The sequence below is a fragment of the Streptomyces sp. NRRL S-87 genome (assembly GCF_000719335.1).
Lineage (GTDB): Bacteria > Actinomycetota > Actinomycetes > Streptomycetales > Streptomycetaceae > Streptomyces.
In genome coordinates, this window is record NZ_JOGB01000028.1 from 22622 (window position 1) to 46305 (window position 23684).

24 protein-coding genes and 1 pseudogene are annotated in these 23684 nt (G+C 70.5%); 4 read left to right on the top strand and 21 right to left on the bottom strand.

Going from position 1 to position 23684, the window contains the following annotated elements; genetic code table 11:
- Positions 1-200: 200 nt before the first annotated feature.
- Both IF43_RS0119160 and IF43_RS0119165 read right to left on the bottom strand, forming a co-directional pair.
- On the bottom strand, positions 201-524 hold the full coding sequence (locus IF43_RS0119160; protein WP_030201894.1) for an STAS domain-containing protein: 324 nt from the start codon (positions 522-524) through the stop codon (positions 201-203).
- A gap of 211 nt (positions 525-735) precedes the next feature.
- Complete coding sequence (locus IF43_RS0119165) at positions 736-1584, bottom strand: 3-hydroxyacyl-CoA dehydrogenase family protein (protein ID WP_030201896.1); 849 nt, start codon at positions 1582-1584, stop codon at positions 736-738.
- Positions 1585-1838: 254 nt separating this feature from the next.
- Here IF43_RS0119165 and IF43_RS0119170 point away from each other — a divergent pair, with 254 nt between their 5' ends.
- Complete coding sequence (locus IF43_RS0119170; protein ID WP_030201897.1) at positions 1839-2411, top strand: cob(I)yrinic acid a,c-diamide adenosyltransferase; 573 nt, start codon at positions 1839-1841, stop codon at positions 2409-2411.
- A gap of 115 nt (positions 2412-2526) precedes the next feature.
- Here the strand turns inward: IF43_RS0119170 and IF43_RS0119175 are convergent, their stop codons facing one another.
- Positions 2527-3120 carry a hypothetical protein gene (locus IF43_RS0119175; RefSeq protein ID WP_030201899.1) on the bottom strand — a complete coding sequence of 198 codons (594 nt, stop codon included), beginning with the start codon at positions 3118-3120 and terminating at the stop codon, positions 2527-2529.
- A 160-nt stretch (positions 3121-3280) separates the two neighbouring features.
- Between IF43_RS0119175 and IF43_RS0119180 the strand changes: the two genes are divergently transcribed.
- The 3 genes and pseudogenes from IF43_RS0119180 (at position 3281) to IF43_RS0119190 (ending at position 7133) form a co-directional block, all read left to right on the top strand.
- Complete coding sequence (locus IF43_RS0119180) at positions 3281-4465, top strand: sensor histidine kinase (protein ID WP_030201901.1); 1185 nt, start codon at positions 3281-3283, stop codon at positions 4463-4465.
- A pseudogene (locus tag IF43_RS36595) lies at positions 4462-5114 on the top strand (response regulator). The gene IF43_RS0119180 and the pseudogene IF43_RS36595 overlap by 4 nt, the downstream one beginning before the upstream one ends.
- A 177-nt stretch (positions 5115-5291) precedes the next feature.
- Complete coding sequence (locus tag IF43_RS0119190) at positions 5292-7133, top strand: glycoside hydrolase family 18 chitinase (RefSeq protein ID WP_030201903.1); 1842 nt, start codon at positions 5292-5294, stop codon at positions 7131-7133.
- Between the two features lie 75 nt (positions 7134-7208).
- Here IF43_RS0119190 and IF43_RS0119195 read toward each other — a convergent pair whose 3' ends face one another.
- The 18 genes from IF43_RS0119195 to IF43_RS0119280 all read right to left on the bottom strand — a co-directional run bounded on the left by IF43_RS0119195 (position 7209) and on the right by IF43_RS0119280 (position 23652).
- The gene (locus IF43_RS0119195) at positions 7209-7655 is read right to left on the bottom strand and encodes a DUF2550 domain-containing protein (protein ID WP_030201905.1); all 447 of its coding nucleotides are present in this window, start codon (positions 7653-7655) and stop codon (positions 7209-7211) included.
- Between the two features lie 159 nt (positions 7656-7814).
- The gene (locus IF43_RS0119200; protein ID WP_030201906.1) at positions 7815-8189 is read right to left on the bottom strand and encodes a F0F1 ATP synthase subunit epsilon; all 375 of its coding nucleotides are present in this window, start codon (positions 8187-8189) and stop codon (positions 7815-7817) included.
- A gap of 128 nt (positions 8190-8317) precedes the next feature.
- Positions 8318-9760 (bottom strand): F0F1 ATP synthase subunit beta, encoded by a 1443-nt coding sequence (atpD, locus tag IF43_RS0119205; protein ID WP_030201911.1) that lies wholly within the window; start codon positions 9758-9760, stop codon positions 8318-8320.
- The gene (locus IF43_RS0119210) at positions 9760-10677 is read right to left on the bottom strand and encodes a F0F1 ATP synthase subunit gamma (RefSeq protein WP_030201913.1); all 918 of its coding nucleotides are present in this window, start codon (positions 10675-10677) and stop codon (positions 9760-9762) included. Before IF43_RS0119210 ends, atpD begins: the two co-directional genes overlap by 1 nt.
- A 20-nt stretch (positions 10678-10697) precedes the next feature.
- Positions 10698-12296 (bottom strand): F0F1 ATP synthase subunit alpha, encoded by a 1599-nt coding sequence (atpA, locus tag IF43_RS0119215; RefSeq protein WP_030201915.1) that lies wholly within the window; start codon positions 12294-12296, stop codon positions 10698-10700.
- 129 nt (positions 12297-12425) lie between these two features.
- Positions 12426-13241, bottom strand: coding sequence for a F0F1 ATP synthase subunit delta (locus IF43_RS0119220; RefSeq protein WP_030201917.1), 816 nt, complete (start codon positions 13239-13241; stop codon positions 12426-12428).
- Positions 13238-13783: a F0F1 ATP synthase subunit B gene (locus IF43_RS0119225; protein ID WP_030201918.1), complete on the bottom strand. Its 546-nt coding sequence runs from the start codon at positions 13781-13783 to the stop codon at positions 13238-13240. The genes IF43_RS0119220 and IF43_RS0119225 overlap by 4 nt, the downstream gene beginning before the upstream one ends.
- A 39-nt stretch (positions 13784-13822) precedes the next feature.
- On the bottom strand, positions 13823-14074 hold the full coding sequence (locus tag IF43_RS0119230) for an ATP synthase subunit C (protein ID WP_018535366.1): 252 nt from the start codon (positions 14072-14074) through the stop codon (positions 13823-13825).
- Positions 14075-14150: 76 nt separating this feature from the next.
- Positions 14151-14987, bottom strand: coding sequence for a F0F1 ATP synthase subunit A (gene atpB / locus IF43_RS0119235; protein ID WP_078910288.1), 837 nt, complete (start codon positions 14985-14987; stop codon positions 14151-14153).
- A gap of 203 nt (positions 14988-15190) precedes the next feature.
- Positions 15191-15631: a hypothetical protein gene (locus IF43_RS0119240; RefSeq protein ID WP_030201923.1), complete on the bottom strand. Its 441-nt coding sequence runs from the start codon at positions 15629-15631 to the stop codon at positions 15191-15193.
- Between the two features lie 281 nt (positions 15632-15912).
- Positions 15913-17232, bottom strand: a complete 1320-nt coding sequence (locus IF43_RS0119245; protein WP_030201924.1) for an MraY family glycosyltransferase — start codon at positions 17230-17232, stop codon at positions 15913-15915.
- Positions 17233-17348: 116 nt separating this feature from the next.
- The gene (gene glyA / locus IF43_RS0119250) at positions 17349-18617 is read right to left on the bottom strand and encodes a serine hydroxymethyltransferase (RefSeq protein ID WP_030201925.1); all 1269 of its coding nucleotides are present in this window, start codon (positions 18615-18617) and stop codon (positions 17349-17351) included.
- 128 nt (positions 18618-18745) lie between these two features.
- A complete protein-coding gene (locus IF43_RS0119255; protein ID WP_030201926.1) occupies positions 18746-19393 on the bottom strand; it encodes a low molecular weight phosphatase family protein in 648 nt (215 codons plus the stop codon).
- A complete protein-coding gene (locus IF43_RS0119260) occupies positions 19390-20037 on the bottom strand; it encodes an L-threonylcarbamoyladenylate synthase (protein ID WP_030201928.1) in 648 nt (215 codons plus the stop codon). The genes IF43_RS0119255 and IF43_RS0119260 overlap by 4 nt, the downstream gene beginning before the upstream one ends.
- A 52-nt stretch (positions 20038-20089) precedes the next feature.
- Positions 20090-20935 carry a peptide chain release factor N(5)-glutamine methyltransferase gene (prmC, locus tag IF43_RS0119265; RefSeq protein WP_030201929.1) on the bottom strand — a complete coding sequence of 282 codons (846 nt, stop codon included), beginning with the start codon at positions 20933-20935 and terminating at the stop codon, positions 20090-20092.
- Between the two features lie 52 nt (positions 20936-20987).
- Positions 20988-22067 (bottom strand): peptide chain release factor 1, encoded by a 1080-nt coding sequence (prfA, locus tag IF43_RS0119270; RefSeq protein WP_030201931.1) that lies wholly within the window; start codon positions 22065-22067, stop codon positions 20988-20990.
- Positions 22068-22176: 109 nt separating this feature from the next.
- Positions 22177-22398, bottom strand: coding sequence for a 50S ribosomal protein L31 (gene rpmE, locus IF43_RS0119275; RefSeq protein WP_030201933.1), 222 nt, complete (start codon positions 22396-22398; stop codon positions 22177-22179).
- A 162-nt stretch (positions 22399-22560) separates the two neighbouring features.
- Positions 22561-23652, bottom strand: coding sequence for an LCP family protein (locus tag IF43_RS0119280; RefSeq protein ID WP_030201934.1), 1092 nt, complete (start codon positions 23650-23652; stop codon positions 22561-22563).
- Between the last annotated feature and the right edge of the window lie 32 nt (positions 23653-23684).

Sequence of the window (23684 nt, forward strand, 5' to 3'; positions counted from 1 at the left end):
CCTAGACGTTGGGCCAGTATCCAGGAACAGCCGGGGTCCCATCCCCACCGCTTCATCACGTTCCGGCCTCAACACGCCCCGACCCGTTACCTGCCCGTAGGGTCAGGCTCCGGACGCGGCGGGTCGCGCTCGTCCGTCCGTACGCCGGGCCCGCGACCCGTGTCCGCCCGGGGGGCCGGCACGCTCCGGCCGCCCGTCGCTCACACCCGCGGCAGCGTCTCCGCCGCGAGTCCGCCCTCGATGGCGAGGATCCGGTGCAGCCGGGTGGCGACCAGCAGGCGCTGCATCTGGGGCGGCACGCCGCGCAGCACGAGCCGGCGGCCGGTGCGTCCGGCCCGCCGGTGGGCGCCCATGATGACGCCGAGTCCGGTCGCGTCCCACGAGTCGAGGCCGGTGAGGTCGAGGACGAGGTCCCCGTCCCCGTCGTCGAGCGCGCTGTGCAGGGCGGTGCGGGCGTCCGCCGCGCTGCGCACGTCGAGGCGGCCGCCGACTGCGAGTCCGGTGTGGTCGCCCCTGATGTTCATGTGTGTGCTCCCCGGCAGTACTGCGTGCGTGCGTATGGTCGGCAACTCTCACTGCAACTGACTGCGCCAGGTGGGGTGAAGTTGCCGACCGTGAGCGAACCGATACCGAATTCACCCCCAGGGGTGAGTCGGGTCCGGTCCGGACGGACCGGCGCGCGCCCCCGCCCGCCCTGGCGGGCGGGACCGGGCGCCGGTCGTGCGCTCTGCGCGGTCAGTGCGTGTAGAAGCCCTGTCCGCTCTTGCGGCCGATGTCGCCCGCGTCGACCATGCGGCGCATGAGCTCCGGCGGGGCGAACTTCTCGTCCTGGCACTCGGTGTAGATGTTGCTGGTGGCGTGCAGCAGGATGTCGACGCCCGTCAGATCGGCGGTCGCCAGCGGTCCCATCGCGTGCCCGAAGCCCAGCTTGCAGGCGATGTCGATGTCCTCGGCGGACGCCACGCCCGATTCGTACAGCTTTGCCGCCTCGACGACCAGCGCGGAGATCAGGCGGGTGGTCACGAAGCCGGCCACGTCGCGGTTGACGACGATGCAGGTCTTGCCGACCGACTCGGCGAACTCGCGGGCGGTGGCCAGGGTCTGATCGCTCGTCTTGTAGCCGCGGACCAGCTCGCACAGCTGCATCATCGGGACGGGCGAGAAGAAGTGGGCGCCGACCACGCGCTCGGGGCGCTTGGTGACGGCGGCGATCTTCGTGATCGGGATGGCGGAGGTGTTGGAGGCCAGGACGGTGTCCTCGCGGACGATCTCGTCGAGGCTGCGGAAGATCTCGTGCTTGACCTCGAGCTTCTCGAAGACGGCCTCGACGACGATGTCCGCGTCGGCGACCGCGCCGAGGTCGGTGCTCGTCGTGATGCGGCCGAGCGCGGCCTCCGCGTCCTCGGCGGACAGCTTGCCCTTCGAGACGAACTTGTCGTACGAGGCCTTGATGCCGTCCGTACCGCGGGTCAGCGCCGCGTCGGTGACGTCGCGCAGCACGACGTCCCAGCCCGCCTGAGCGGACACCTGCGCGATGCCCGAACCCATGAGTCCGGCACCGATGACGGCGAGCTTCCCAGCCACTGCACACCCCTTGTTCTCTTGACGCAGGCACGCGTTCCACACAACTGCTCTCGGCCGGAGATTAGCGCCCGTGAGGGGTCGTGTGACCGCGAAGTAATACGCGTCACGTCTCACATGACGGACGTCACACCCGCGCGACAGCGAGGCGGCCCCGCCCGCCCGGCCCACCGGGTCGCCCGTCGGCGGGCGGGCCACGGCCGTGATCGTGGGCACAGCGCACCCGCAACGGACCCGCGCGTAACTAGGCTGGACCCATGGTGAATCTGACGCGCATCTACACCCGCACCGGCGACAAGGGCACGACCGCCCTCGGCGACATGAGCCGTACCGCCAAGACCGACCTGCGGATCGCGGCGTACGCGGACACCAACGAGGCCAACGCGGTGCTCGGCACGGCCATCGCCCTCGGGCAGCTGCCCGAGGAGGTCGTCACCGTGCTCGTCCGCGTGCAGAACGACCTGTTCGACGTCGGGGCCGACCTGGCCACCCCAGTGGTGCCGGACCCCGAGTACCCGCCGCTGCGCGTCGAGCAGTTCTACGTCGACCGGCTGGAGGCGGACTGCGACCGCTTCAACGAGGAGCTGGAGAAGCTGCGCAGCTTCATCCTGCCCGGCGGCACCCCGGGCGCGGCGCTGCTGCACCAGGCCTGCACGGTCGTACGGCGCGCCGAGCGCTCCACGTGGGCGGCGCTGGAGGTGCACGGCGAGACGATGAACCCGCTGACGGCGACCTACCTCAACCGCCTGTCCGACCTGCTGTTCATCCTGGCCCGTACGGCCAACAAGGAGGTCGGCGACGTGCTGTGGGTGCCGGGCGGCGAACGCTGACCCCACCGGCGACCGGCCGTCGCGGCGGCCGGGAGCGGGCCCCCCGGCCAACGGCCGTCCCGGCGCGTGGCACTCCCGCCGCCGGGCACTCCCTCCGCCGGGCGCTCCCGCCGTCTCAGCGGCGGGCCGCGGACTCGTCGGAGCCCGCCCCGCGGGACGGCCCGGACGGCTCCGACGCCTTGGGCGTCGCCTTCGGGAAGACGGTGTACGACAGGGCGATCACGAGGTTGATGCCGATCACCCACAGCATCCTCTGCTGCCACGTCCGCAGCGGGTCGGCGGCGTCCCCGCCGACGTACCAGGCGGCACCCTGGAGCAGCACGATCGCGACGGCCGCGGCGAGGATCCAGCGGCCGGCGGCCTGCCACTCGTACCGCGTGCGCTCCGCACCCCCGGCCGGCGGCCGGGAGGGCTTCGGGCCGCCCGCGAAGCGGTGGGCGACGTGGGCGTCGACGCGGTGGACGGTGTGGCGGCCCAGGCCCACCGAGAAGCCGATGTAGACGGCGGCCAGGCCGTGCTTCCAGTCGGGCTGGGCGCCGTTCTTCAGGTCGACGGCGGTGGCCGCGAGCAGCACCAGCTCCAGCACGGGCTCGCAGAGCAGGACGGCCGCTCCCGTGCGCGGCATCCTCGCCGGGTAGCGGAGGGCGAGGCCGCCGGCGAGCAGCAGCCAGAACGCGATCTCGCAGACGACGATGAGCGTGACGATCACGGAGGTCTCCTTTCGGCTCCCTCCCAATCTCGCAGCGCGATCATGGTCGCGCGTCGTCGTCCGTGGTGAATCCCGACTGCATCCTTCGATGTAGTCGGCGGGCGCGGAGGAGGGCCGTGGCGGTGACGCGCCGGGATCCGCGCCCCTGTTGGATGGCGGGGTGAGACTCCCCCGCCCCCATCGCCACGACGTGCTGATCGCCGTCGTCGGCCTGCTGTCCGGACTGCTGCTGTACGCGCTGGGCCTGCACGAGAACGCCGGCCGGCACCTGGTGCCCGATCGGGTGGCCCTGCTGCCGCTGGCCCTCTCGGCCGGCCTGGAGCTGCTGCGCCGCACCGTGCCGCGCGCCGCGCTGGTCGCCGGCACGGTCGCGGTGGTGGCCAACGAGCTCACGGTCGGCAGTCTGGCCACCGTCGTGATGTTCACCGACCTGATGTACGCGGCCGTGGTGTACGGCACCCCGCGGTCGGCCAGGCAGCTGCCGTTCACCACCGGTGGGGCCACCGTCGCGGTCACGGTGGCCGCGCTGGCCTGGTGGCGCGACGCGGAGGCCCTGATGCTGGGCGTCCTGACGGCCATCGTCTGCTTCCTTCCCGCGATCACGGGCGCGGCCGTGCGCAACCACCGCGAGGCCGCCGAGGCGGCCCGGCTGCGCGCCGAGCAGACCTCGCGACTGGCCGAGCTGGACCGCAAGCAGGCGGTGTCGGCGGAGCGGGCGCGGATGGCCCGCGAGCTGCACGACATGGTGGCCAACCACCTCTCCGCGATCGCGATCCACTCGACGGCGGCGCTCTCGATCGACTCGGCGGCCACCAGTCGGGAGGCGCTGGCGGTGATCCGCGAGAACAGCGTGCAGGGGCTGGCGGAGATGCGGCGGCTGATCGGGCTGCTGCGGGCCACGAGCGGCGACGGGGGGCCGGTGGCGGTGCCCCGGCTGGAGGGGCTGGGCGACCTGCTGGAGCAGGCCCGGAAGACCGGCGCGGGCAGCGGGCTGGAGTTCGCGCTGGCCGACGCCCGCCCGGCGGGTCGGGAGGCGCTGCCGGCGCCGGTCGAGCTGGCGGCGTACCGGATCGTGCAGGAGTCGCTGACCAACGCGGTCAAGCACGCGGTGCCGGGCACGGTCGAGGTGCGGCTGGAGCTGGCGGACGGCCGGCTCACGGTCCGGGTCGACAGTCCGTACGGTGAGCGGGGCACCGGCCCGCGCGCCCCCGGCTCTGGGGCGGGGCTGGTCGGCATGCGCGAGCGGGTGGCGCTGCTGGACGGGGAGTTCGAGGCGGGTCCGGCGGGCCCGGTGTGGCGGGTGCGGGCAGTCCTGCCCGCGGACGAGAAGGCGGGGAAGGCATGACGATCCGGGTCCTGGTGGCCGAGGACCAGTCGGCGGTACGGGCGGGGCTGACCTTGATCCTGCGCAGCGCCGGGGACATCGAGGTGGCCGGGGAGGCCGCGGACGCGAGGAGGCCGTGCGGCTGGCCCGCGAGCTGCGCCCGGACCTGGTGCTCATGGACGTGCAGATGCCCCGGCTCGACGGCGTGTCGGCCACCCGACAGGTGGTGGCCGAGGGGCTGGCCGACGTGCTGGTGCTGACCACCTTCGACCTCGACGAGTACGTGTTCGGCGCGCTGCGCGCCGGGGCCGCGGGCTTCCTCCTCAAGAACGCGGAGGCCGCCGAGCTGATCGCGGCCGTGCGGACGGTGGCGCGCGGGGAGGGCCTGATCGCCCCGGCCGTCACCCGCCGGCTGATCGCGGAGTTCGCCGCGCCCGCCGCGCCGTCACGGAACGCGCACGCCGCCGAGCCCGCGGAGCTGGCGAGCCTGACCCGGCGGGAGCGGGAGGTGCTCGGTTGCCTGGGCCAGGGGCTGTCCAACGCGGAGATCGCCGGCCGGCTGGACATGGCGGAGGCGACGGTGAAGACGCACGTCAGCCGGCTGCTGGGCAAGCTCGGGCTGCGCAGCCGGGTCCAAGCGGCGGTGATGGCACAGGAGTTGGGACTCTAGTGGCGGTCCGGAGAGCTCTTCCGAAACAGGTCTGGACCTCTTGACGCTTGGTCCAGACCTTTCTACGCTCGCGGCGACTGTGGTGAGCACGCCGTGACAACGCGTGCTCACGGGCGGCGCAGGTCCCACCCCCATGTCGATATCAGCCGATGCCGACGGACCTACGGAGGAGCACCCTTGAGCACAGCACCCCCACGCACCCGTCTCCTGTCCCGGATCGCGGCCGGCGTCGCCGCGTTCGCCCTCCCCCTCGCCGGCCTCGTCGGCCTGGCGGCCCCCGCCCAGGCCGCGACCTCGGCGTCCGCGACCTACACCAAGGTCTCCGACTGGGGCAGCGGCTTCGAGGGCAAGTGGACGATCAAGAACACCGGCACCACCACCCTCACCAGCTGGACCGTCGAGTGGGACTACCCCACCGGGACGCGGGTCACCTCGGCCTGGGACGCCACCGTCACCAACTCCGGCAACCACTGGACCGGCAAGAACGTGGGCTGGAACGGCACCCTCGCCCCCGGCGCCAGCATCAGCTTCGGCTTCAACGGCGCCGGCAGCGGCGCTCCCGGCGGCTGCAAGGTCAACGGCGGCTCCTGCGACGGGACCACCCAGCCCGGCGACAACCCGCCCTCGGCCCCCGGCACCCCCACGGCCGCGAACGTCCAGGAGACCTCCCTCACCCTGAACTGGGCCGCCGCCACCGACGACAAGGGCGTCAAGAACTACGACGTCTACCGCAACGGCGCCAGGATCGGCACCGTCACCGGGACCAGCTACCCCGACACCGGCCTGACGAAGGGCACGACGTACACCTACAGCGTCACCGCCCGCGACACCGCCGACCAGACCGGCCCCTCCTCCGGCGAGCTCTCGGTCACCACGCCCGGCGGCGGCACCCAGCCCCCGACCGGCGGCAAGATCCGACTGGGCTACTTCACCGACTGGGGCATCTACCAGCGCAACTACCAGGTGAAGAACATCGTCACCTCGGGCTCCGCGGCCAAGCTGACCCACATCAACTACGCCTTCGGCAACGTCACCGGCGGCAAGTGCACGATCGGCGACTCGTACGCCGACTACGACAAGGCCTTCACTGCCGGCGAGAGCGTCGACGGCGTGGCCGACACCTGGGACCAGCCGCTGCGCGGCAACTTCAACCAGCTGCGCAAGCTGAAGAAGGCCTACCCGAACATCAAGGTCCTGTGGTCCTTCGGCGGCTGGACCTGGTCCGGCGGCTTCGGCCAGGCGGCCGCCAACGCCGCCGCCTTCGCCGATTCCTGCTACAGCCTGGTCGAGGACCCGCGCTGGGCCGACGTCTTCGACGGCATCGACGTCGACTGGGAGTACCCGAACGCCTGCGGCCTGTCGTGCGACACCAGCGGCCAGGCCTCGCTGAAGAACCTGCTCGCCGCCCTGCGCGCCAAGTTCGGCGCGAACAACCTGGTCACCGCCGCCGTCACCGCCGACGGCTCCAGCGGCGGCAAGATGGACGCCGCCGACTACGCGGGCGCCGCGCAGTACGTCGACTGGTACAACGTGATGACGTACGACTTCTTCGGCGCCTGGGACGCCAAGGGCCCGACCGCCCCGCACTCCCCCCTGTACTCCTACGCCGGCATCCCGATCCAGGGCTTCAACACCGACGCCGCCGTCCAGAAGTACAAGGGCAAGGGCATCCCCAACAGCAAGATCAACCTGGGCATCGGCTTCTACGGCCGCGGCTGGACGGGCGTGACCCAGGCCGCCCCCGGCGGCACCGCGACCGGCCCGGCGGCCGGCACGTACGAGCAGGGCATCGAGGACTACGACGTCCTGAAGGCGAAGTGCCCGGCCACCGGCACCGTCGCCGGCACCGCGTACGCCAAGTGCGGCAGCGACTGGTGGAGCTACGACACCCCCGCCACGATCAACGGGAAGATGGCGTACGTGAAGAACCAAGGCCTGCGCGGCGCCTTCTTCTGGGAGTTCAGCGGCGACACCGCGAACGGCGAGCTGATGACCGCGATCGACAGCGGCCTGAAGTAGCCGGTCCCCCGGAGAAGACCGAAGCCGGGAGAGGGGTCCGCCCCCCTCTCCCGGCTTCACCGCGTCTGCGCGTGGTCAGGCAACGTTGACCCGCTGCCCGGGCGGGGCGGCCTCCAGCCAGGCCAGGAAACCGGTCAGCGCGTCCTCGCTCATCGCCAGCTCCAGCCGGGTCCCCTTGTGCACGCAGCCCAGGACGACCGCGTCGGAGAGGAGCGCCAGCTCCTCCTCGCCCTCGGGGTGCCGGCGGGCCAGCACCTCGACCGAGGCGCGCTCCAGCATCCGGCGCGGGCGGGGCGAGTACGAGAAGACGCGGAACCAGTCGACCTTGTCGCCGCTGTACCGGGCCACCCCGTACACCCAGCCCTTGCCCGAGGCGTCGCCCCCTTCGGGCACGTCCCAGCGCAGGCTGCAGTCGAAGGTGCCGCCGGACCGCTGGATCAGCCTCCGGCGCAGTCCGAAGACGAACAGCCCGAGCACCACCAGTGCCACGATCACGCCGCTCACAAGCAGAGCGAGGAGCATTTCCACCGACCTCCTCGCTCGTCCACGTGATGCTCTGACAACCGTATGTGATTACGAACCGTGTTACGGAAAAAACTTCACCTGCATCGCCTCAGCCGCGACCCGGTCTGGAAAATTCCAGCTCGGGCCGCGGCTGAGGTGTCAGTCTCGGCGCGGGACTCAGTGTCCCGCGACCGCGCGCAGTCGGACTTCGGCGCGGCGCTCGGCGGAGGCGTTCTCCTCCGCCTTGGCGCGCTCCAGAGCCCGCTCCGCACGCTGGACGTCAATCTCGTCCGCGAGCTCGGCGATCTCGGCGAGCAGGGAGAGCTTGTTGTCCGCGAAGGAGATGAATCCGCCGTGCACCGCGGCGACGACGGTCCCACCCTCGCTGGTACGGATGGTCACCGGGCCCGACTCCAGCACACCGAGCAGCGGCTGGTGACCGGGCATGACGCCGATGTCGCCGGACGTGGTGCGCGCGACGACCAGGGTGGCCTCGCCGGACCAGACACTCCGGTCCGCCGCGACCAGCTCGACGTGCAGCTCAGCAGCCAAGGTGGCTCCTCGGGTCTCCACCCGGCGGGTCGGCCGGGTGTTGGGTCAAATTCTAATGGGCGTGGGGAGAGGGGCGGGACGCACCCGCCCCTCTCCGTCAGTCAGCTGTGCTCACGAGGAGCGCGGCTTCAGGAGACGCCCAGCTCCTTGGCGTTGGCCTTCAGGTCCTCGAGGCCACCGCACATGAAGAACGCCTGCTCGGGGAAGTGGTCGTACTCACCGTCGCAGATCTGGTTGAACGCGGCGATCGACTCGTCGAGCGGAACGTCCGAACCGTCCACGCCGGTGAACTGCTTGGCGACGTGGGTGTTCTGCGACAGGAAGCGCTCGACACGGCGGGCACGGTGGACAACGAGCTTGTCCTCCTCGCCCAGCTCGTCGATACCGAGGATCGCGATGATGTCCTGGAGGTCCTTGTACTTCTGCAGGATCCCCTTGACGCGCATGGCGGCGTTGTAGTGGTCCTGCGCGATGTAGCGCGGGTCCAGGATCCGGGACGTGGAGTCCAGCGGGTCCACGGCCGGGTAGATGCCCTTCTCGGAGATCGGACGGGAGAGAACCGTCGTCGCGTCGAGGTGGGCGAAGGTGGTGGCCGGGGCCGGGTCGGTCAGGTCGTCCGCGGGGACGTAGATCGCCTGCATCGAGGTGATCGAGTGACCGCGGGTCGACGTGATGCGCTCCTGCAGCAGACCCATCTCGTCGGCCAGGTTCGGCTGGTAACCCACCGCGGACGGCATGCGGCCGAGCAGGGTGGACACCTCGGAGCCGGCCTGGGTGTACCGGAAGATGTTGTCGATGAAGAAGAGCACGTCCTGCTTCTGGACGTCGCGGAAGTACTCCGCCATCGTCAGACCGGCCAGGGCGACGCGCAGACGGGTGCCCGGGGGCTCGTCCATCTGGCCGAAGACCAGCGCGGTCTTGTCGATGACGCCGGAGTCCGTCATCTCCTCGATGAGGTCGTTGCCCTCACGGGTACGCTCACCGACGCCCGCGAACACCGACACACCGTCGTGGTTGTTGGCGACGCGGTAGATCATCTCCTGGATCAGAACGGTCTTGCCGACACCGGCACCACCGAACAGACCGATCTTTCCACCCTTGACGTACGGGGTGAGGAGGTCGATGACCTTGACGCCCGTCTCGAACATCTCGGTCTTGGACTCGAGCTCGTCGAAGTTCGGGGCCTTGCGGTGGATCGGCCAGCGCTCGGTCACCTCGGAGTTGGCCTCCGGGTAGTTGAGCACCTCACCCAGGGTGTTGAAGACCTTGCCCTTGGTGAAGTCGCCGACCGGGACGGTGATGCCCGCGCCCGTGTCGGTCACCGCGGCCTGGCGGACCAGACCGTCGGTGGGCTGCATGGAGATGGTGCGGACCAGGCCGTCACCGAGGTGCTGCGCGACCTCGAGGGTCAGCGTCTTGAGCTTGCCCTCCTCGGCCGGGTCGGCGACCTGAACGGTCAGCGCGTTGTAGATGTCGGGCATCGCGTCGACGGGGAACTCCACGTCGACGACCGGGCCGATGACCCGGGCGACGCGGCCCGTGGCGGCGGCCGTCTCAACAGTGGTCGTCATTACTTGTCACTCCCCGCGGTCGCGTCGGCCAGGGCGCTGGCGCCACCGACGATCTCGCTGATTTCCTGGGTGATTTCGGCCTGGCGGGCCGCGTTGGCAAGCCGGGAGAGGCTCTTGATGAGCTCACCGGCGTTGTCGGTGGCCGACTTCATCGCGCGGCGGCGGGCAGCGTGCTCGGAAGCAGCGGCCTGCAGCAGCGCGTTGTAGATCCGGCTCTCGACGTAGCGCGGCAGCAGGGCGTCGAGGACGTCCTCCGCCGACGGCTCGAAGTCGAAGAGGGGAAGGATCTGGCCCTTCGTCCCCGTCTCCTCCGCGGCCTGGTCGAGGCTGAGCGGCAGCATCCGGTTGTCCACCGGGTTCTGCGTCATCATCGACACGAACTCCGTGTAGACGATGTGCAGCTCGTCGACGCCGCCCTCGGCCGTCTCGGTGGAGACGGCCTCGATCAGCGGCCCGGCGACCCGCTTCGCGTCCGCGTAGGTCGGGCTGTCGGTGAACCCGGTCCAGCTGTCCTCGATCTTGCGCTCGCGGAAGCCGTAGTACGAGACACCCTTGCGGCCGACGATGTAGGTGTCGACCTCCTTGCCCTCGCCGCGCAGCCGCTCGGTGAGGCGCTCCGCGGCCTTGATGGCGTTGGAGGAGTAGCCGCCGGCCAGACCGCGGTCGCTCGTGATGAGCAGGACCGCGGCGCGGCTCGGGGCGTCAGCCTCGGTGGTGAGCGGGTGCTTGGTGTTGGAGCCGGTCGCCACCGCGGTCACCGCACGGGTGAGCTCGGTCGCGTACGGCGTGGAGGCCGCCACCTGGCGCTGCGCCTTGACGATGCGCGAGGCGGCGATCATCTCCATCGCCTTGGTGATCTTCTTGGTCGCGGTGACGGATCGGATGCGACGCTTGTAGACCCGGAGCTGGGCTCCCATGAGTCAGGTCCCTTCCGTCGTCACTTGGAGACGTTGACGGCCGCCGGAGCGTCCTCGCCCAGGAGCTTGCCGTCCGAGGTCTCGAACTGCTGCTTGAACGTGGCGATCGAGTCGGCGACGGACTGCAGGGTGTCGTCGGACATCTTGCCGCCCTCGCGGATCGAGGTGAGGAGGTCCTTGCGCTCGCGGCGCAGGAACTCCAGCAGCTCGGACTCGAAGCGACGGATGTCGGCGACCGGGACGTCGTCCATCTTGCCGGTGGTACCGGCCCAGACGGAGACGACCTGCTCCTCGGTCGGCATGGGCTGGTACTGGCCCTGCTTCAGGAGCTCGGTCATGCGCTTGCCGCGCTCCAGCGAGGCCTTCGACGCGGCGTCCAGGTCGGAACCGAAGGCGGCGAACGCCTCCAGCTCGCGGTACTGGGCCAGGTCGACACGAAGACGGCCGGAGACCTGCTTCATGGCCTTGTGCTGGGCGGAGCCACCGACGCGGGAGACCGAGATACCGACGTTCAGGGCCGGGCGCTGGCCGGCGTTGAACAGGTCGGACTCCAGGAAGCACTGGCCGTCGGTGATGGAGATGACGTTGGTCGGGATGAACGCCGAGACGTCGTTGGCCTTGGTCTCGACGATCGGCAGACCGGTCATCGAACCGGCACCCATGTCGTCGGAGAGCTTGGCGCAGCGCTCCAGCAGACGCGAGTGCAGGTAGAAGACGTCACCCGGGTAGGCCTCACGGCCCGGCGGGCGGCGCAGCAGCAGGGACACGGCGCGGTAGGCGTCGGCCTGCTTCGACAGGTCGTCGAAGATGATCAGGACGTGCTTGCCCTGGTACATCCAGTGCTGACCGATGGCGGAGCCGGTGTACGGCGCCAGGTACTTGAAGCCGGCCGGGTCGGACGCCGGGGCGGCGACGATGGTCGTGTACTCCAGGGCGCCGGCCTCCTCCAGCGCGCCGCGCACGGACGCGATGGTGGAGCCCTTCTGGCCGATGGCGACGTAGATGCAGCGCACCTGCTTGTTCACGTCGCCCGAGCGCCAGTTGTCGCGCTGGTTGATGATCGTGTCGACGGCAAGAGCGGTCTTGCCGGTCTGACGGTCACCGATGATCAGCTGACGCTGGCCGCGGCCGATCGGCACCATGGCGTCGACGGCCTTGTAGCCGGTGGCCATCGGCTCGTGGACCGACTTGCGGACCATGACGCCGGGGGCCTGCAGCTCGAGGGCGCGGCGGCCCTCGGTCGCGATCTCGCCGAGGCCGTCGATCGGGTTGCCGAGCGGGTCGACAACGCGGCCGAGGTAGCCCTCGCCGACGGCGACGGAGAGAACCTCACCGGTGCGCTGCACCGGCTGGCCCTCCTCGATGCCGCTGAACTCGCCGAGGACGATGGCACCGATCTCGCGCTCCTCGAGGTTGAGGGCGAGACCGAGGGTGCCGTCCTCGAACTTCAGCAGCTCGTTGGCCATGACCGAGGGAAGACCCTCGACCTTAGCGATGCCGTCGCCGGCAAGGCTGACCGTACCGACCTCCTCGCGCGAGGCCGCGTCCGGCTTGTACGACTGGACAAAGTTCTCCAGCGCGTCCCGGATCTCCTCCGGCCGGATCGTGAGCTCCGCCATCTGGGTTCCCTGCTCTCCTTGTTGGGCCCGAAGTTTCTTAGGGGTCTGGGGGCGACCCCCAGGAATCTTCTGCAAGTTCTGCACGGCCCAACCGGGCCGCTGGAAATGCTTGTTGTGTTGGTGGCTCGGTCAGCCGGCCATGCGGCGGCTCGCCTCGGCGAGGCGCTCCGCGATGCTGCCGTCGATGACCTCGTCACCGATGCGCACCGAGATCCCGCCGAGGACCGCGGGGTCCACGTCGAGGTTCAGGTGCATCTGGCGGCCGTACAGCTTCGCCAGGACCGCACCGAGACGCTGCTTCTGCACGTCGCTGAGCGGAACCGCGGTGGTCACGACCGCGACCATGCGGTTGCGGCGCCCGGCGGCGAGCTTGGACAGGGACTCGAGTCCCGCTTCCAGGCTACGTCCCCGCGGGGCGGTCACCAGACGGACGACCAGGCGCTCGGCCGCGGCGTCGGCCTTGCCGCGGAGCAGGCTGCCGAGCAGCTCGCCCTTGGCGGCGGAGGTGGCGGACCGGTCGGTCAGCGCGGCGCGCAGCTCGGGGGCCGAGTTGACGATCCGCGCGAAGCGGAACAGCTCGTCCTCGACGTCGTCGAGCACGTTCCGGCGCTGGGCGTCCGTGAGGTCGGCGAGGTCCGCCAGCTCCTCAAGGGCGTCCACCAGGTCACGCGACTGCGACCAGCGGGAGCGGACCATGCCGGCCACCAGGTCGGCGGTCTCGCCGCTGACCTGGCCGCCGAGCAGGCGCCCGGCCAGCTCGGCCTTGGCCTCGCCGGCCTGCGCCGGGTCGGTCAGGACCCGACGCAGCGACACCTCGCGGTCGAGCAGCGCGGTCACGGCAGCCAGCTCACCGGCGAGCTTCGCCGCGTCGACGGACGTGTTGTCCGTCAGCGCGTCGAGACGCTCACGTGCGGCGGCCAGCGCCTCGCGGCTCGCTCCGTTCATCGCGCGGCCTCGGCCTTCTCCTCGAGCTCGTCGAGGAAGCGGTCGATGGTCCGGCTCTGCCGGGCGTGGTCCTCGAGGGACTCACCGACGAGCTTGCCGGCCAGCGCAGTGGCGAGCTGGCCCACGTCCTGGCGCAGCGCCTGGGCCGCGGCCCGGCGGTCGGCCTCGATCTGGGCGTGGCCGGCAGCGACGATCTCTTCCTTCTGCCGCTGGCCCTCTGCGCGCAGCTCTTCCTTGAGCGCAGAGCCCTGCTCCAGCGCCTCCTGGCGCAGGCGCGCGGCCTCGTGCCGGGCCTCGGCGAGCTGGGCCTTGTACTGCTCCAGCACGCTCTGGGCCTCGGTCTGGGCCGCCTCGGCCTTCTCGATGCCACCCTCGATCGCCTCGCGGCGCTCCTCCAGAACCTTGTTGATGTTCGGGAGCAGCTTCTTCCACAGGAAGCCGAAGACGATCACGAAGGCGATCAGACCGATGATGAGCTCGGGAATCGGCGGGATGAGAGGGTTCTCGGCCTCTTCCGCCGCGAGCTGAACCAGAGGGTTCACATCAGTGCCTTCCGTGTAATGGGGCTATTCGCTACCGGATCAAGAGGTCGGGTAGACGAACGGCATGACCAGACCGATCAGGGCGAGCGCCTCACAGAAGGCGAAGCCGAGGATCTGGTTGGCGCGGATCAGACCGGCAGCCTCGGGCTGGCGGGCCAGGGCCTGGGTGCCGTTACCGAAGATGATGCCGACGCCGACGCCGGGGCCGATGGCGGCGAGGCCGTAGCCGATCGAGCCGAGGTTGCCCTTGATTTCGACGCCAGCGGCGAGGGTCTGCGCGAGAGCGGACATGCCCGTTCTTCCTTCTCTTTCATGGACCGGTGGGGGTTGGCCACCGGACGAGTGATGGTTTGGGGGTGGGAGCCGATCAGTGGTGCTCGGCGACGGCGCCCTGGAGGAAGCTGCAGGCCAGGAGGACGAACACGTAGGCCTGGACAGCCTGGATGAAGAGCTCGAAGGCGGTCATCACGATGACCATCACGAACGACACGCCCGCGTAGGCGATGCCGATGCCGTTCAGCAGGTACCAGCTGGCGATCGTGAAGAGCAGCAGCAGCGTGTGGCCGGCGAACATGTTCGCGAACAGACGCACGGCGTGCGTGAAGGGGCGGACCAGCACGTTCGAGAAGAACTCGATGAGCATGACCAGCGGCAGGATCCCGCCCAGCGACTTGTCGTAGCCGGTGAGGTTCTTCAGGCCGCCGACGAAGCCGTGGCGCTTGAAGGTGACCGACATCCACATGACGTAGACGATCAGGGCCAGGGCCGCCGGGTACGCGATGATCGAGGTCACCGGGAACTGCGCCACCGGGATGATCGACCAGAGGTTCATCATCCAGACGAAGAAGAACGTCGCGACCATGAAGGGGACGTACTTCTCGCCCTCCTTCTTGCCCATCGTCTCGTAGACGATGCCGCGGCGCACGAAGTCGTAGCCGGACTCGGCGACCATCTGGAGCTTCCCGGGCACGAGCTTCGGCTTGCGGAAAGCCGCCCAGAAGAAGCCGACGATGATGACGGACCCGAGCAGGGCCAGCAGCATCGTCTTGTTGAAGTAGAAGTTGCTGTCCGCGTCGCCGAAGATCGGCTCGAACAGGAACGAGTGCAAGCCAGGAGCCGGGAAGCCACAGCCGTCGAAGATGTGGCAATCGGTCTCGAAGGCGAGCACCTGCGTCGGGTCAGCACTCACCGCGGGCTCCTTCAGCGTGGCGCATAGGTACGGCAACCTCGTTGTGTCGGCGCGGCGCGCAGCCGCAGTTCGGCACGGGACTGGTCTTACGGATGTGGGGGCGGCTGGCAGGCATTGAGCCTCGCGATTGAGCAGGCGTCAGCTCAGATGCCCGCGCCCGCGATGCCGCAGTTGGCACCGGACGATAGCAGGAACCCGAACGCGCACTTATCCCGCCCCTACCCTTCACGTCGGGGACCCCGTGTTTTCGGGCTTTCGCCCGCATCGGCATCGGGGTCGACGTAGAGGATTTTGGCCTTCATGTGCGCACGCGCCTGGGCGGCGATCCACGCGATGGTGGAGACGACCAGGGAGATGGCGAAGGCCCGGGGGTTGAACAGCGTCGTGTTCTTGAACACGGCGACGAAGACGAACAGCAGGAGCAGCTGGACCGTGTAGAGCACGAGGCCCATCATCTGGAAGAGCTGCGGGAAGGACTTGGCGATCCACTGCAGGACCGCCATTCCGGTTCCCATGAAGAGGATCACGATCGCCGTCCCCACGGCAGCGCCGAGCGCGCCCTTGCCGCCGGCGACCACACCGCTGACGACCGTGGCGATGACGCCGACGGCAGCGGTGGGCACGACGACGTGCAGGAGTGATCTGGCGTCATTCCGCATGACGGGTTGCTCCGCAAGGTGGTGGGGGTGGTGCACGGGTCTCGTGCAGGGCACGAGCGTAAGCCCGGTCCGAGATCGCTCCTCGGGCCGACGGACCGTCGCACTACGGTCCTTCGGCTCTGTCGCCGGGTCTAGTGAACGGTATCACAAACTATTTGATGAGGTCTTTACCTGGTGGGTGTGCTCGCTGTCACACATGAGAGTGACCCTGCGCGTCTGTGCGCGCCAGCCCACGGGTTTGTGTGCTAAAGAGCCGTCTTGCCCGAAACGTCAACCGGACGTCAGCTCGCCGATCCGGCCTTCCGCCGGTCGGGGAAGCGCGAACGGGGGCCCACCGCGGTCGCTCCGTTGACGCCCGAGACCCCGGCCGCCACCGGCGTACGCACCGGCTCCTGGCCCGTGGCCGCCCGCGCCGCGGCCTCCGCCGCCCGCTCCGCGTGCCGGTAGCGCGGCGGCACCAGGCGCTCGGCCCAGCGCGGCGCACGCGGCGTGAAGCGCGGCAGCAGGAGCAGCAGCAGCCCGACGGCGCTCAGGGCGACGATCCCCAGCACGATCCACATCGAGGTGGAGTGCACGGAATAGGCCACCGTGCCGAAGGAGATGAGCGCCGACCAGAAGTACATGATCAGAACGGCGCGGCTGTGCGAATGGCCGATTTCCAGCAGTCGGTGGTGCAGGTGCCCGCGGTCCGCCGCGAACGGCGACTGGCCCTTCCACGTACGCCGCACGATCGCCAGGATCAGGTCGGTCATCGGGATCGCGATGATCGTCAGCGGCAGCAGCAGCGGGATGAAGACCGGCAGCATCGCGTGCGTCGCGTTGCGCTCACCGCCGGCGAACAGCGCCAGCGCGTCGGGGTCCACCTGCCCGGTGATGGAGATGGCGCTCGCGGCCAGCACGAGGCCGATCAGCATCGAGCCGGAGTCGCCCATGAAGATCCGCGCAGGATGCATGTTGTGCGGCAGGAATCCCACGCACATGCCCAGCAGGATCGCGGCGAACAGCGTCGCGGGGGCCGCGGCCTCGATGCCGTACCCGTACCAGATGCGGTAGGCGTACATGAAGAACGCGGCGGCGGCGATGCCGACCATGCCGGCGGCCAGGCCGTCGAGGCCGTCGACGAAGTTCACCGCGTTGATGGTGATCACGACGAGCGCCACGGTCAGCAGGTTGCCCTGCCACTGCGTCAGCGAGACGGTGCCCACGCCCGGGATGGGGATGAACAGGATGGTCAGGCCCTGCATGACCATCACGCCCGCGGCGATCATCTGCGCGCCCAGCTTGATCAGCGCGTCGATCTCGAACTTGTCGTCGAGGACGCCCACGATCCAGATCAGGGCGGCGCCGGACAACAGCGCCCTGGGCTCGTTCGACAGCTCGAAGACCCCGTTGAGGTTCTCCAGGTGGTCGGCCACCAGCAGGCCGGCGCACAACCCGCCGAACATCGCGATGCCGCCCAGCCGCGGGGTGGGTTCGCGGTGCACGTCGCGGGCGCGGATCTCGGGCATGGCGCCGGACGCGATGGCGAACTTCCGCACCGGTCCGGTCAGCAGGTAGGTCACCGCGACCGTGACGCACAGCGTCAGCAGGTATTCACGCACGGGCAGCCCCAGATGTATCGCCGGCCATCTCAGCCCCACACATTAGCTGCGATGCCCCTGCACGTGAGGACATGCCAGGGGCCGTACATGGTTGCAGAACGCCCGGCAGGACCCCGTCAGCGGCCCCCCTGGGACGGGTACGGCGGGAAGGCGAGGGCCAGGGCCGCCACGTCCTCGCGGGCCCTCTCCTCGCCCCTGAGGGCCGCGCCCATCAGCATCGCGATCCGCTCCATCTCGACCTCCCCCATGCCCTGCGTCGTCACCGCCGCCGTACCCAGGCGGACGCCGCGCTGGTCCCCGTACGGCAGCGCACAGGTGTCCAGCACCATCCCGGCCGCCGCCAGCCGGCCGCGGGCGGCGGGGCCGTCCAGGCCCAGCGGCGCCGGGTCCGCGGTGATCAGGTGCGTGTCGGTACCGCCGGTGGTGACGGCCAGGCCCTGCTCGAGCAGGGCGGCGGCCAGGACCCTCGCATTGGTGACGACCTGATGGGCGTACGCCGTGAAGGCCGGGGTCGCCGCCTCGCCGAAGGCCACCGCCTTGGCCGCGATGGTGTGCATCTGGGCGCCGCCCTGCGTGAAGGGGAACACCGCCCGGTCGATCCGGGCCGCCAGCTCCGCGCCGCACAGCACCATCCCGCCGCGCGGTCCGCGCAGCACCTTGTGGGTGGTGGCGCACACGACGTCGGCGTACGGGACCGGGTTCGGCGCCGCTCCCCCGGCGACCAGGCCCATCGGGTGCGCCGCGTCCGCGATGAGGTACGCGCCCACCTCGTCGGCGATCTCGCGGAAGGCCAGGTAGTCGGGGTGGCGCGGGTACGAGATCGAGCCGACCACGACGGCCTTGGGGCGGTGCTTGTCGGCCAGCGCCCAGACCTGCTCGTAGTCGATCAGCCCGGTCTCGGCGTCGAGTCCGTAGGGCACGAAGTCGAACCAGCGGCCGGAGAAGTTCGCCGGCGAGCCGTGCGTGAGGTGGCCGCCGTACGGCAGGCCCAGCGCGAGCACCGTGTCCCCGGGGCGCAGCAGCGCGGCGTACGCGGCCAGCACCGCGGCCGAACCGGAGTGCGGCTGGACGTTGGCGTGGTCGGCGCCGAAGAGGGCGGTGGCGCGCTCGCAGGCGATGCGCTCGGCGACGTCGACGTACTCGCAGCCGCCGTGGTGGCGCTTGCCGGGGTAGCCCTCGGCGTACTTGTTGGCCAGCGGCGAGCCCAGCGCGGCCAGCACCGCGGGCGAGGTGAAGTTCTCGGCCGCGATCAGCTGCAGGCCGCCCGCCTGCCGGCGTGCCTCCCCGAGCAGCACGTCGGCCAGCTCGGGATCCTCGCGGCGCAGTGCGTCGAAGTCCGGCGCCCACGTCTGGTGGGCCTGTGCCTGAGCGTGTGTGACGGTCATGACGCGTCTCCGGCGCTGGGGGAAGGTAGGCCCACTCTAGGCCGCGACCATCCCAAAAGCAGCGGAAACGGACAGATCGTCTTTCCGGTGCCGCGCGTCCGCCGCGTCGGGGCCCCGCCGCCCCCGCGTCAGTGCCGCGCGCCGACGCCCGTGAGCGCCGTGACCACCGGGTCCAGCGCCGCGTTGATCTCGCCGCCGATGGAGCGGAAGAAGGAGATCGGAGCGCCGTACGGGTCGTGCACCTCGTCCGCGTCCGCGTCGGGCGCCAGCAGCCAGCCGCGCAGCGCCGCGGCCGCCCGTACGAGCGCTCGTGCGCGCTCGACCATGCCCTGGTCGAGCGGCGGCAGGGTCGCCGGGTCTATGGCCCGCACCAGGCGCGTGAACTCCTTCAGCGTGAAGGTGCGCAGCCCGGCCGAGTGCCCCATCGAGATGACCTGCGCCCGGTGGTCGCGGGTGGCGGTGAGCACCAGGTCGGCACGGATGACGTGCTCGTCGAGCAACTCGCGCCCGGCGAAGCCGGAGGCGTCCGCGCCGAACTCGCCGAGGACGGTCGCGGCGTGCGCCTCCATGGGCGCGCCCTCGTGCCCCCAGGTGCCCGCGCTCTCCACCACCACTCCGCCGGTCAGCGGGTCGCCGAGCCGGTCGGCCAGCGCATGGCGGGTCAGCCGCTCCGTGATCGGGGATCGGCAGACGTTGCCCGTGCTGACGTGGAGGATGCGGAACGTGCTCCCGGCTGCGTCCGGGAGACCCGCTATGCCACGGCCCTCAGGGCTCACGGAGCCACCTCGAGGTCGGGTACGACCTCCCGCAGCTGGGCCGCGGTGAGGGCGCCCTCCCGCAGCAGCACGGGGACCTTGCCGGTGACGTCGACGATGGAGGACGGCTCCATGCCGGGGGTCGGGCCCCCGTCCAGGTACACGGAGACGGAGTCGCCGAGCATCTCGCGGGCGGCGTCGCAGTCCTCGGGCGCCGGGTGGCCGGAGAGGTTGGCCGAGGAGACGGCCATGGGGCCGACCTCGGTCAGCAGCTCGATGGCGACCGGGTGCAGGGGCATGCGCACGGCCACGGTGCCGCCGGTCTCGCCGAGGTCCCACTGCAGCGACGGCTGGTGGCGGGCGACCAGGGTCAGCGCGCCCGGCCAGAAGGCGTCGACCAGCTCCCAGGCGTGCTCGGAGAAGTCCGTGACGAGCCCGTGGAGGGTGTTCGGGGAGCCGATGAGCACCGGGGTCGGCATGCTGCGGCCGCGGCCCTTGGCGCGCAGCAGGTCGGCCACGGCCTCCGGGCTGAAGGCGTCCGCGCCGATGCCGTACAGGGTGTCCGTGGGCAGCACGACGAGTTCCCCGCGGCGTACGGCGGAGGCCGCCTCGCGCAGACCCGTCTTGCGGTCCGTCGCGTCGTTGCAGTCGTATCGCCGGGCCATCAGCGGGCCTCCTCGTCCGGGGCGGTCGGTACAGGTGCGGTGCGGGGGGTGCTCACGGCGTCGCCTTGCGCGCCGTGGCGAAGCGGGGGCGGTTGTTGAGGTCGGGGTGGTCGGCGGCGTCGGACCAGCCCTTCTCCTCGGCGAAGATCCACGGGACCTGGCCGCCCTGGGTGTCGGCGTGCTCGACGACCACGAGACCGCCGGGCCGCAGCAGCCGGTGCGCGGTGCGCTCCAGGCCGCGGATGGTGTCGAGGCCGTCCTCGCCGGAGAACAGGGCCATCTCGGGGTCGTGGTCGCGCGCCTCGGGGGCGACGTACTCCCACTCGGTGAGCGGGATGTACGGCGGGTTCGAGATGACCAGGTCGACCTGTCCGTCCAGCTCCGGCAGGGCGGTCAGGGCGTCGCCCTCGTGCAGGGCGACCCGGGAGCCCTGCACGTTCTTGCGGGTCCAGACCAGCGCGTCCTCGGACAGTTCGACGGCGTGCACGCGCGAGCGCGGCACCTCCTGCGCCAGGGCCAGCGCGATCGCGCCGGAACCGGTGCACAGGTCCACGATCAGGGGCTCGACCACGTCCATGGCGCGTACGGCGTCTATGGCCCAGCCGACGACCGACTCGGTCTCCGGGCGCGGGACGAAGACGCCCGGGCCGACCTGGAGCTCCAGGTAGCGGAAGAAGGCGCGCCCGGTGATGTGCTGCAGCGGTTCGCGGGCCTCGCGGCGCGCCACGGCCTCCCAGTAGCGCGCGTCGAAGTCGGCGTCCTTGACGTTGTGCAGCTCTCCCCGTTTGACGCCGTGGACGAAGGCGGCGAGCTCCTCCGCGTCGAAGCGCGGTGAGGGCACGCCGGCCGCGGCCAGCCGCTGGGTGGCCTGGGCCACCTCCGCGAGCAGCAGGTTCACGCTTCCTCCAGCGAGTCCGTACGAGGTGCGGGTACTACGGCGGCGCAGTGCGTCAGCTCTGCGCGGCGAGCTTGGCGGCCGAGTCGGCGTCGACGCAGGCCTGGATGACCGCGTCGAGGTCGCCGTCGAGGACCTGGTCGAGGTTGTACGACTTGAAGCCGACCCGGTGGTCCGAGATCCGGTTCTCCGGGAAGTTGTACGTACGGATCTTCTCGGACCGGTCGACGGTGCGGACCTGGCTGCGGCGCGCGTCGGCCGCTTCCTGCTCGGCGGCTTCCTGGGCGGCGGCCAGCAGCCGGGACCGCAGGATGCGCATGGCCTGCTCCTTGTTCTGGAGCTGGCTCTTCTCGTTCTGGCAGGAGGCGACGACGCCGGTCGGGACGTGCGTGATGCGCACGGCCGAGTCGGTGGTGTTGACGGACTGGCCGCCGGGGCCCGAGGAGCGGTACACGTCGATGCGGAGGTCGTTCGGGTTGATCTCGACGTCGACCTCCTCCGCCTCGGGGGTCACCAGGACGCCGGCCGCGGAGGTGTGGATGCGGCCCTGGGACTCGGTGGCGGGCACGCGCTGGACGCGGTGCACCCCGCCCTCGTACTTCAGGCGGGCCCACACGCCCTGGCCGGGCTCGGTGGCGCCGTTGCCGCCCTTGGTCTTCACCGCGACCTGGACGTCCTTGTAGCCGCCGAGCTCGGACTCGGTGGAGTCGATGATCTCGGTCTTCCAGCCGACGCGCTCGGCGTAGCGCAGGTACATGCGCAGCAGGTCGCCCGCGAACAGCGCGGACTCGTCGCCGCCGGCGCCCGCCTTGATCTCCAGGAGGACGTCCTTGTCGTCGCTGGGGTCGCGCGGGACCAGCAGCATGCGGAGCTTCTCGGTGAGCTCCTCGCGGGCCGCCGTCAGCTCCTTGACCTCGGCGGCGAAGTCGGGGTCGTCCGCGGCCAGCTCCTTGGCCGTGTCGATGTCCTCGCCCGTCTGCTTCCAGGCGCGGTAGGTGCCCACGATGGGGGTCAGCTCCGCGTAGCGCTTGTTGAGCTTGCGCGCGTTGGCCTGGTCGGAGTGGACCGAAGGGTCGGCGAGCTTCTTCTCGAGGTCGGCGTGCTCGCCGACCAGTTCCTCGACCGCCTCGAACATCGGTGGGCTCCTGGAGTGAAAAAGTCAGATAGGGGCTGCGGACGACAAAGGCGCCGGTCGGGCCGCCCCCGTAGGACGGGGGCGGGCCGGCGACCGGCGCCGTGGCTCGCTACTTCTTGGAGCCGGCAGCCTTGCCGAAGCGGGCCTCGAAGCGGGCCACGCGGCCACCGGTGTCGAGGATCTTCTGCTTGCCCGTGTAGAACGGGTGGCACTCGGAGCAGACCTCGGCACGGATGGTGCCGCTCGTCAGGGTGCTACGGGTGGTGAACGACGCGCCACAGGTGCAGCTGACCTGGGTCTCGACGTACTCGGGGTGGATCTCGCGCTTCAAGGTGTCTCCTAGTATCGGGAGGGCGCCGGGTCGCAGGGGGCGGAATTGCCCACGGCGTGAACCGGAGCCGACGTACCAGTCTGCCAGGACCGGGCCGCCTTACAAAATTCGGGACGTGCTGCTCAACAGGGACGGGGCCGGGTCTATTCCTGCCCCCGGCCCTCAGTGCACGATGCCCTCGGCCTGGCCCTTGTCGCCGGCCTTCAGGGCCTCCGCGGGGACGGGCCGGTCCTGCGACAGCGCGGTCCAGATCTGGCGCGTGGCGCTCTCCAGCGGAACGACGCGGTTGGGGTCGATCTCGTCGTAGCCGACGGGCAGGGTGACCATCTGCACGTCGGAGGGGTCGATGCCCTGCAGGCCCGCCGCGAAGCCCGCCAGGGCCTTCACGCTGCCGAGCTTGCTGTCGGTGGTGATCGCCTTGGTCGCGGTGTCCGCCACGTCCAGCGTCCGCGCCGGGTCGCCGAACACCCCGATGCCCTTGACCTGCTTCATCAGGGCCTTGATGAAGGCCTGCTGGAGCTGTATTCGGCCCAGGTCGCTGCCGTCGCCGACGCTCTTGCGGGTGCGTACGAGGCCCAGGGCCTGCTCGCCGTTCAGCCTGTGGGGCCCGGCCGCGAGGTCGAGGTGGCTGGCCCCGTCCTTGATCGGCTTGGTCGTGGTGATCTCCACGCCGCCGAGCTTGTCGATGATCTTCTTGAAGCCCGTGAAGTCGACCTCGAGGTAGTGGTCCATGCGGATGCCGGACATCGTCTCGACGGTCTTGACCGCGCAGGCGGGGCCGCCGACGGTGAAGGACTCGTTGAACATCCTGCGCTCGCCGCCGGGGTCGGTGGTGCCCTCCGGGGTCTTGCACGAGGGCCGGGTGACCAGTGTGTCGCGCGGTACGGATATGACCGCGGCCTTCTTGTGGCCCTCGTAGAGGTGCACGATCATCGCGGTGTCGGAGCGGGCCGAGCCGCCGTCGTCGGCGCCGTACTCCCCGTTCGCGCCGGAGCGCGAGTCGGAACCGAGGACCAGGATGTCCATGGAGCCGTTGTCCACGTCGGCCGGGCGGTCGTCGCCGAGGGCCGCGTCGATGTCGACGCTCCTGAGGTTCCCGTTGAACTTCACGTAGACGTAGCCGAGGCCCGCTCCCCCGAGGACCACCACGCCGGCCGCCGTCCAGGCGGTGACCGCCAGCGCCCTGCGGCGGGTGGGCGGACGTTTGCGGTGGCCCCTGCCGCGGGCTCCCCGGCCCGCCGTGTCCTCGGTCATGGTCTCCTCGCTCCGTCGCGTTCCTGGTCGCT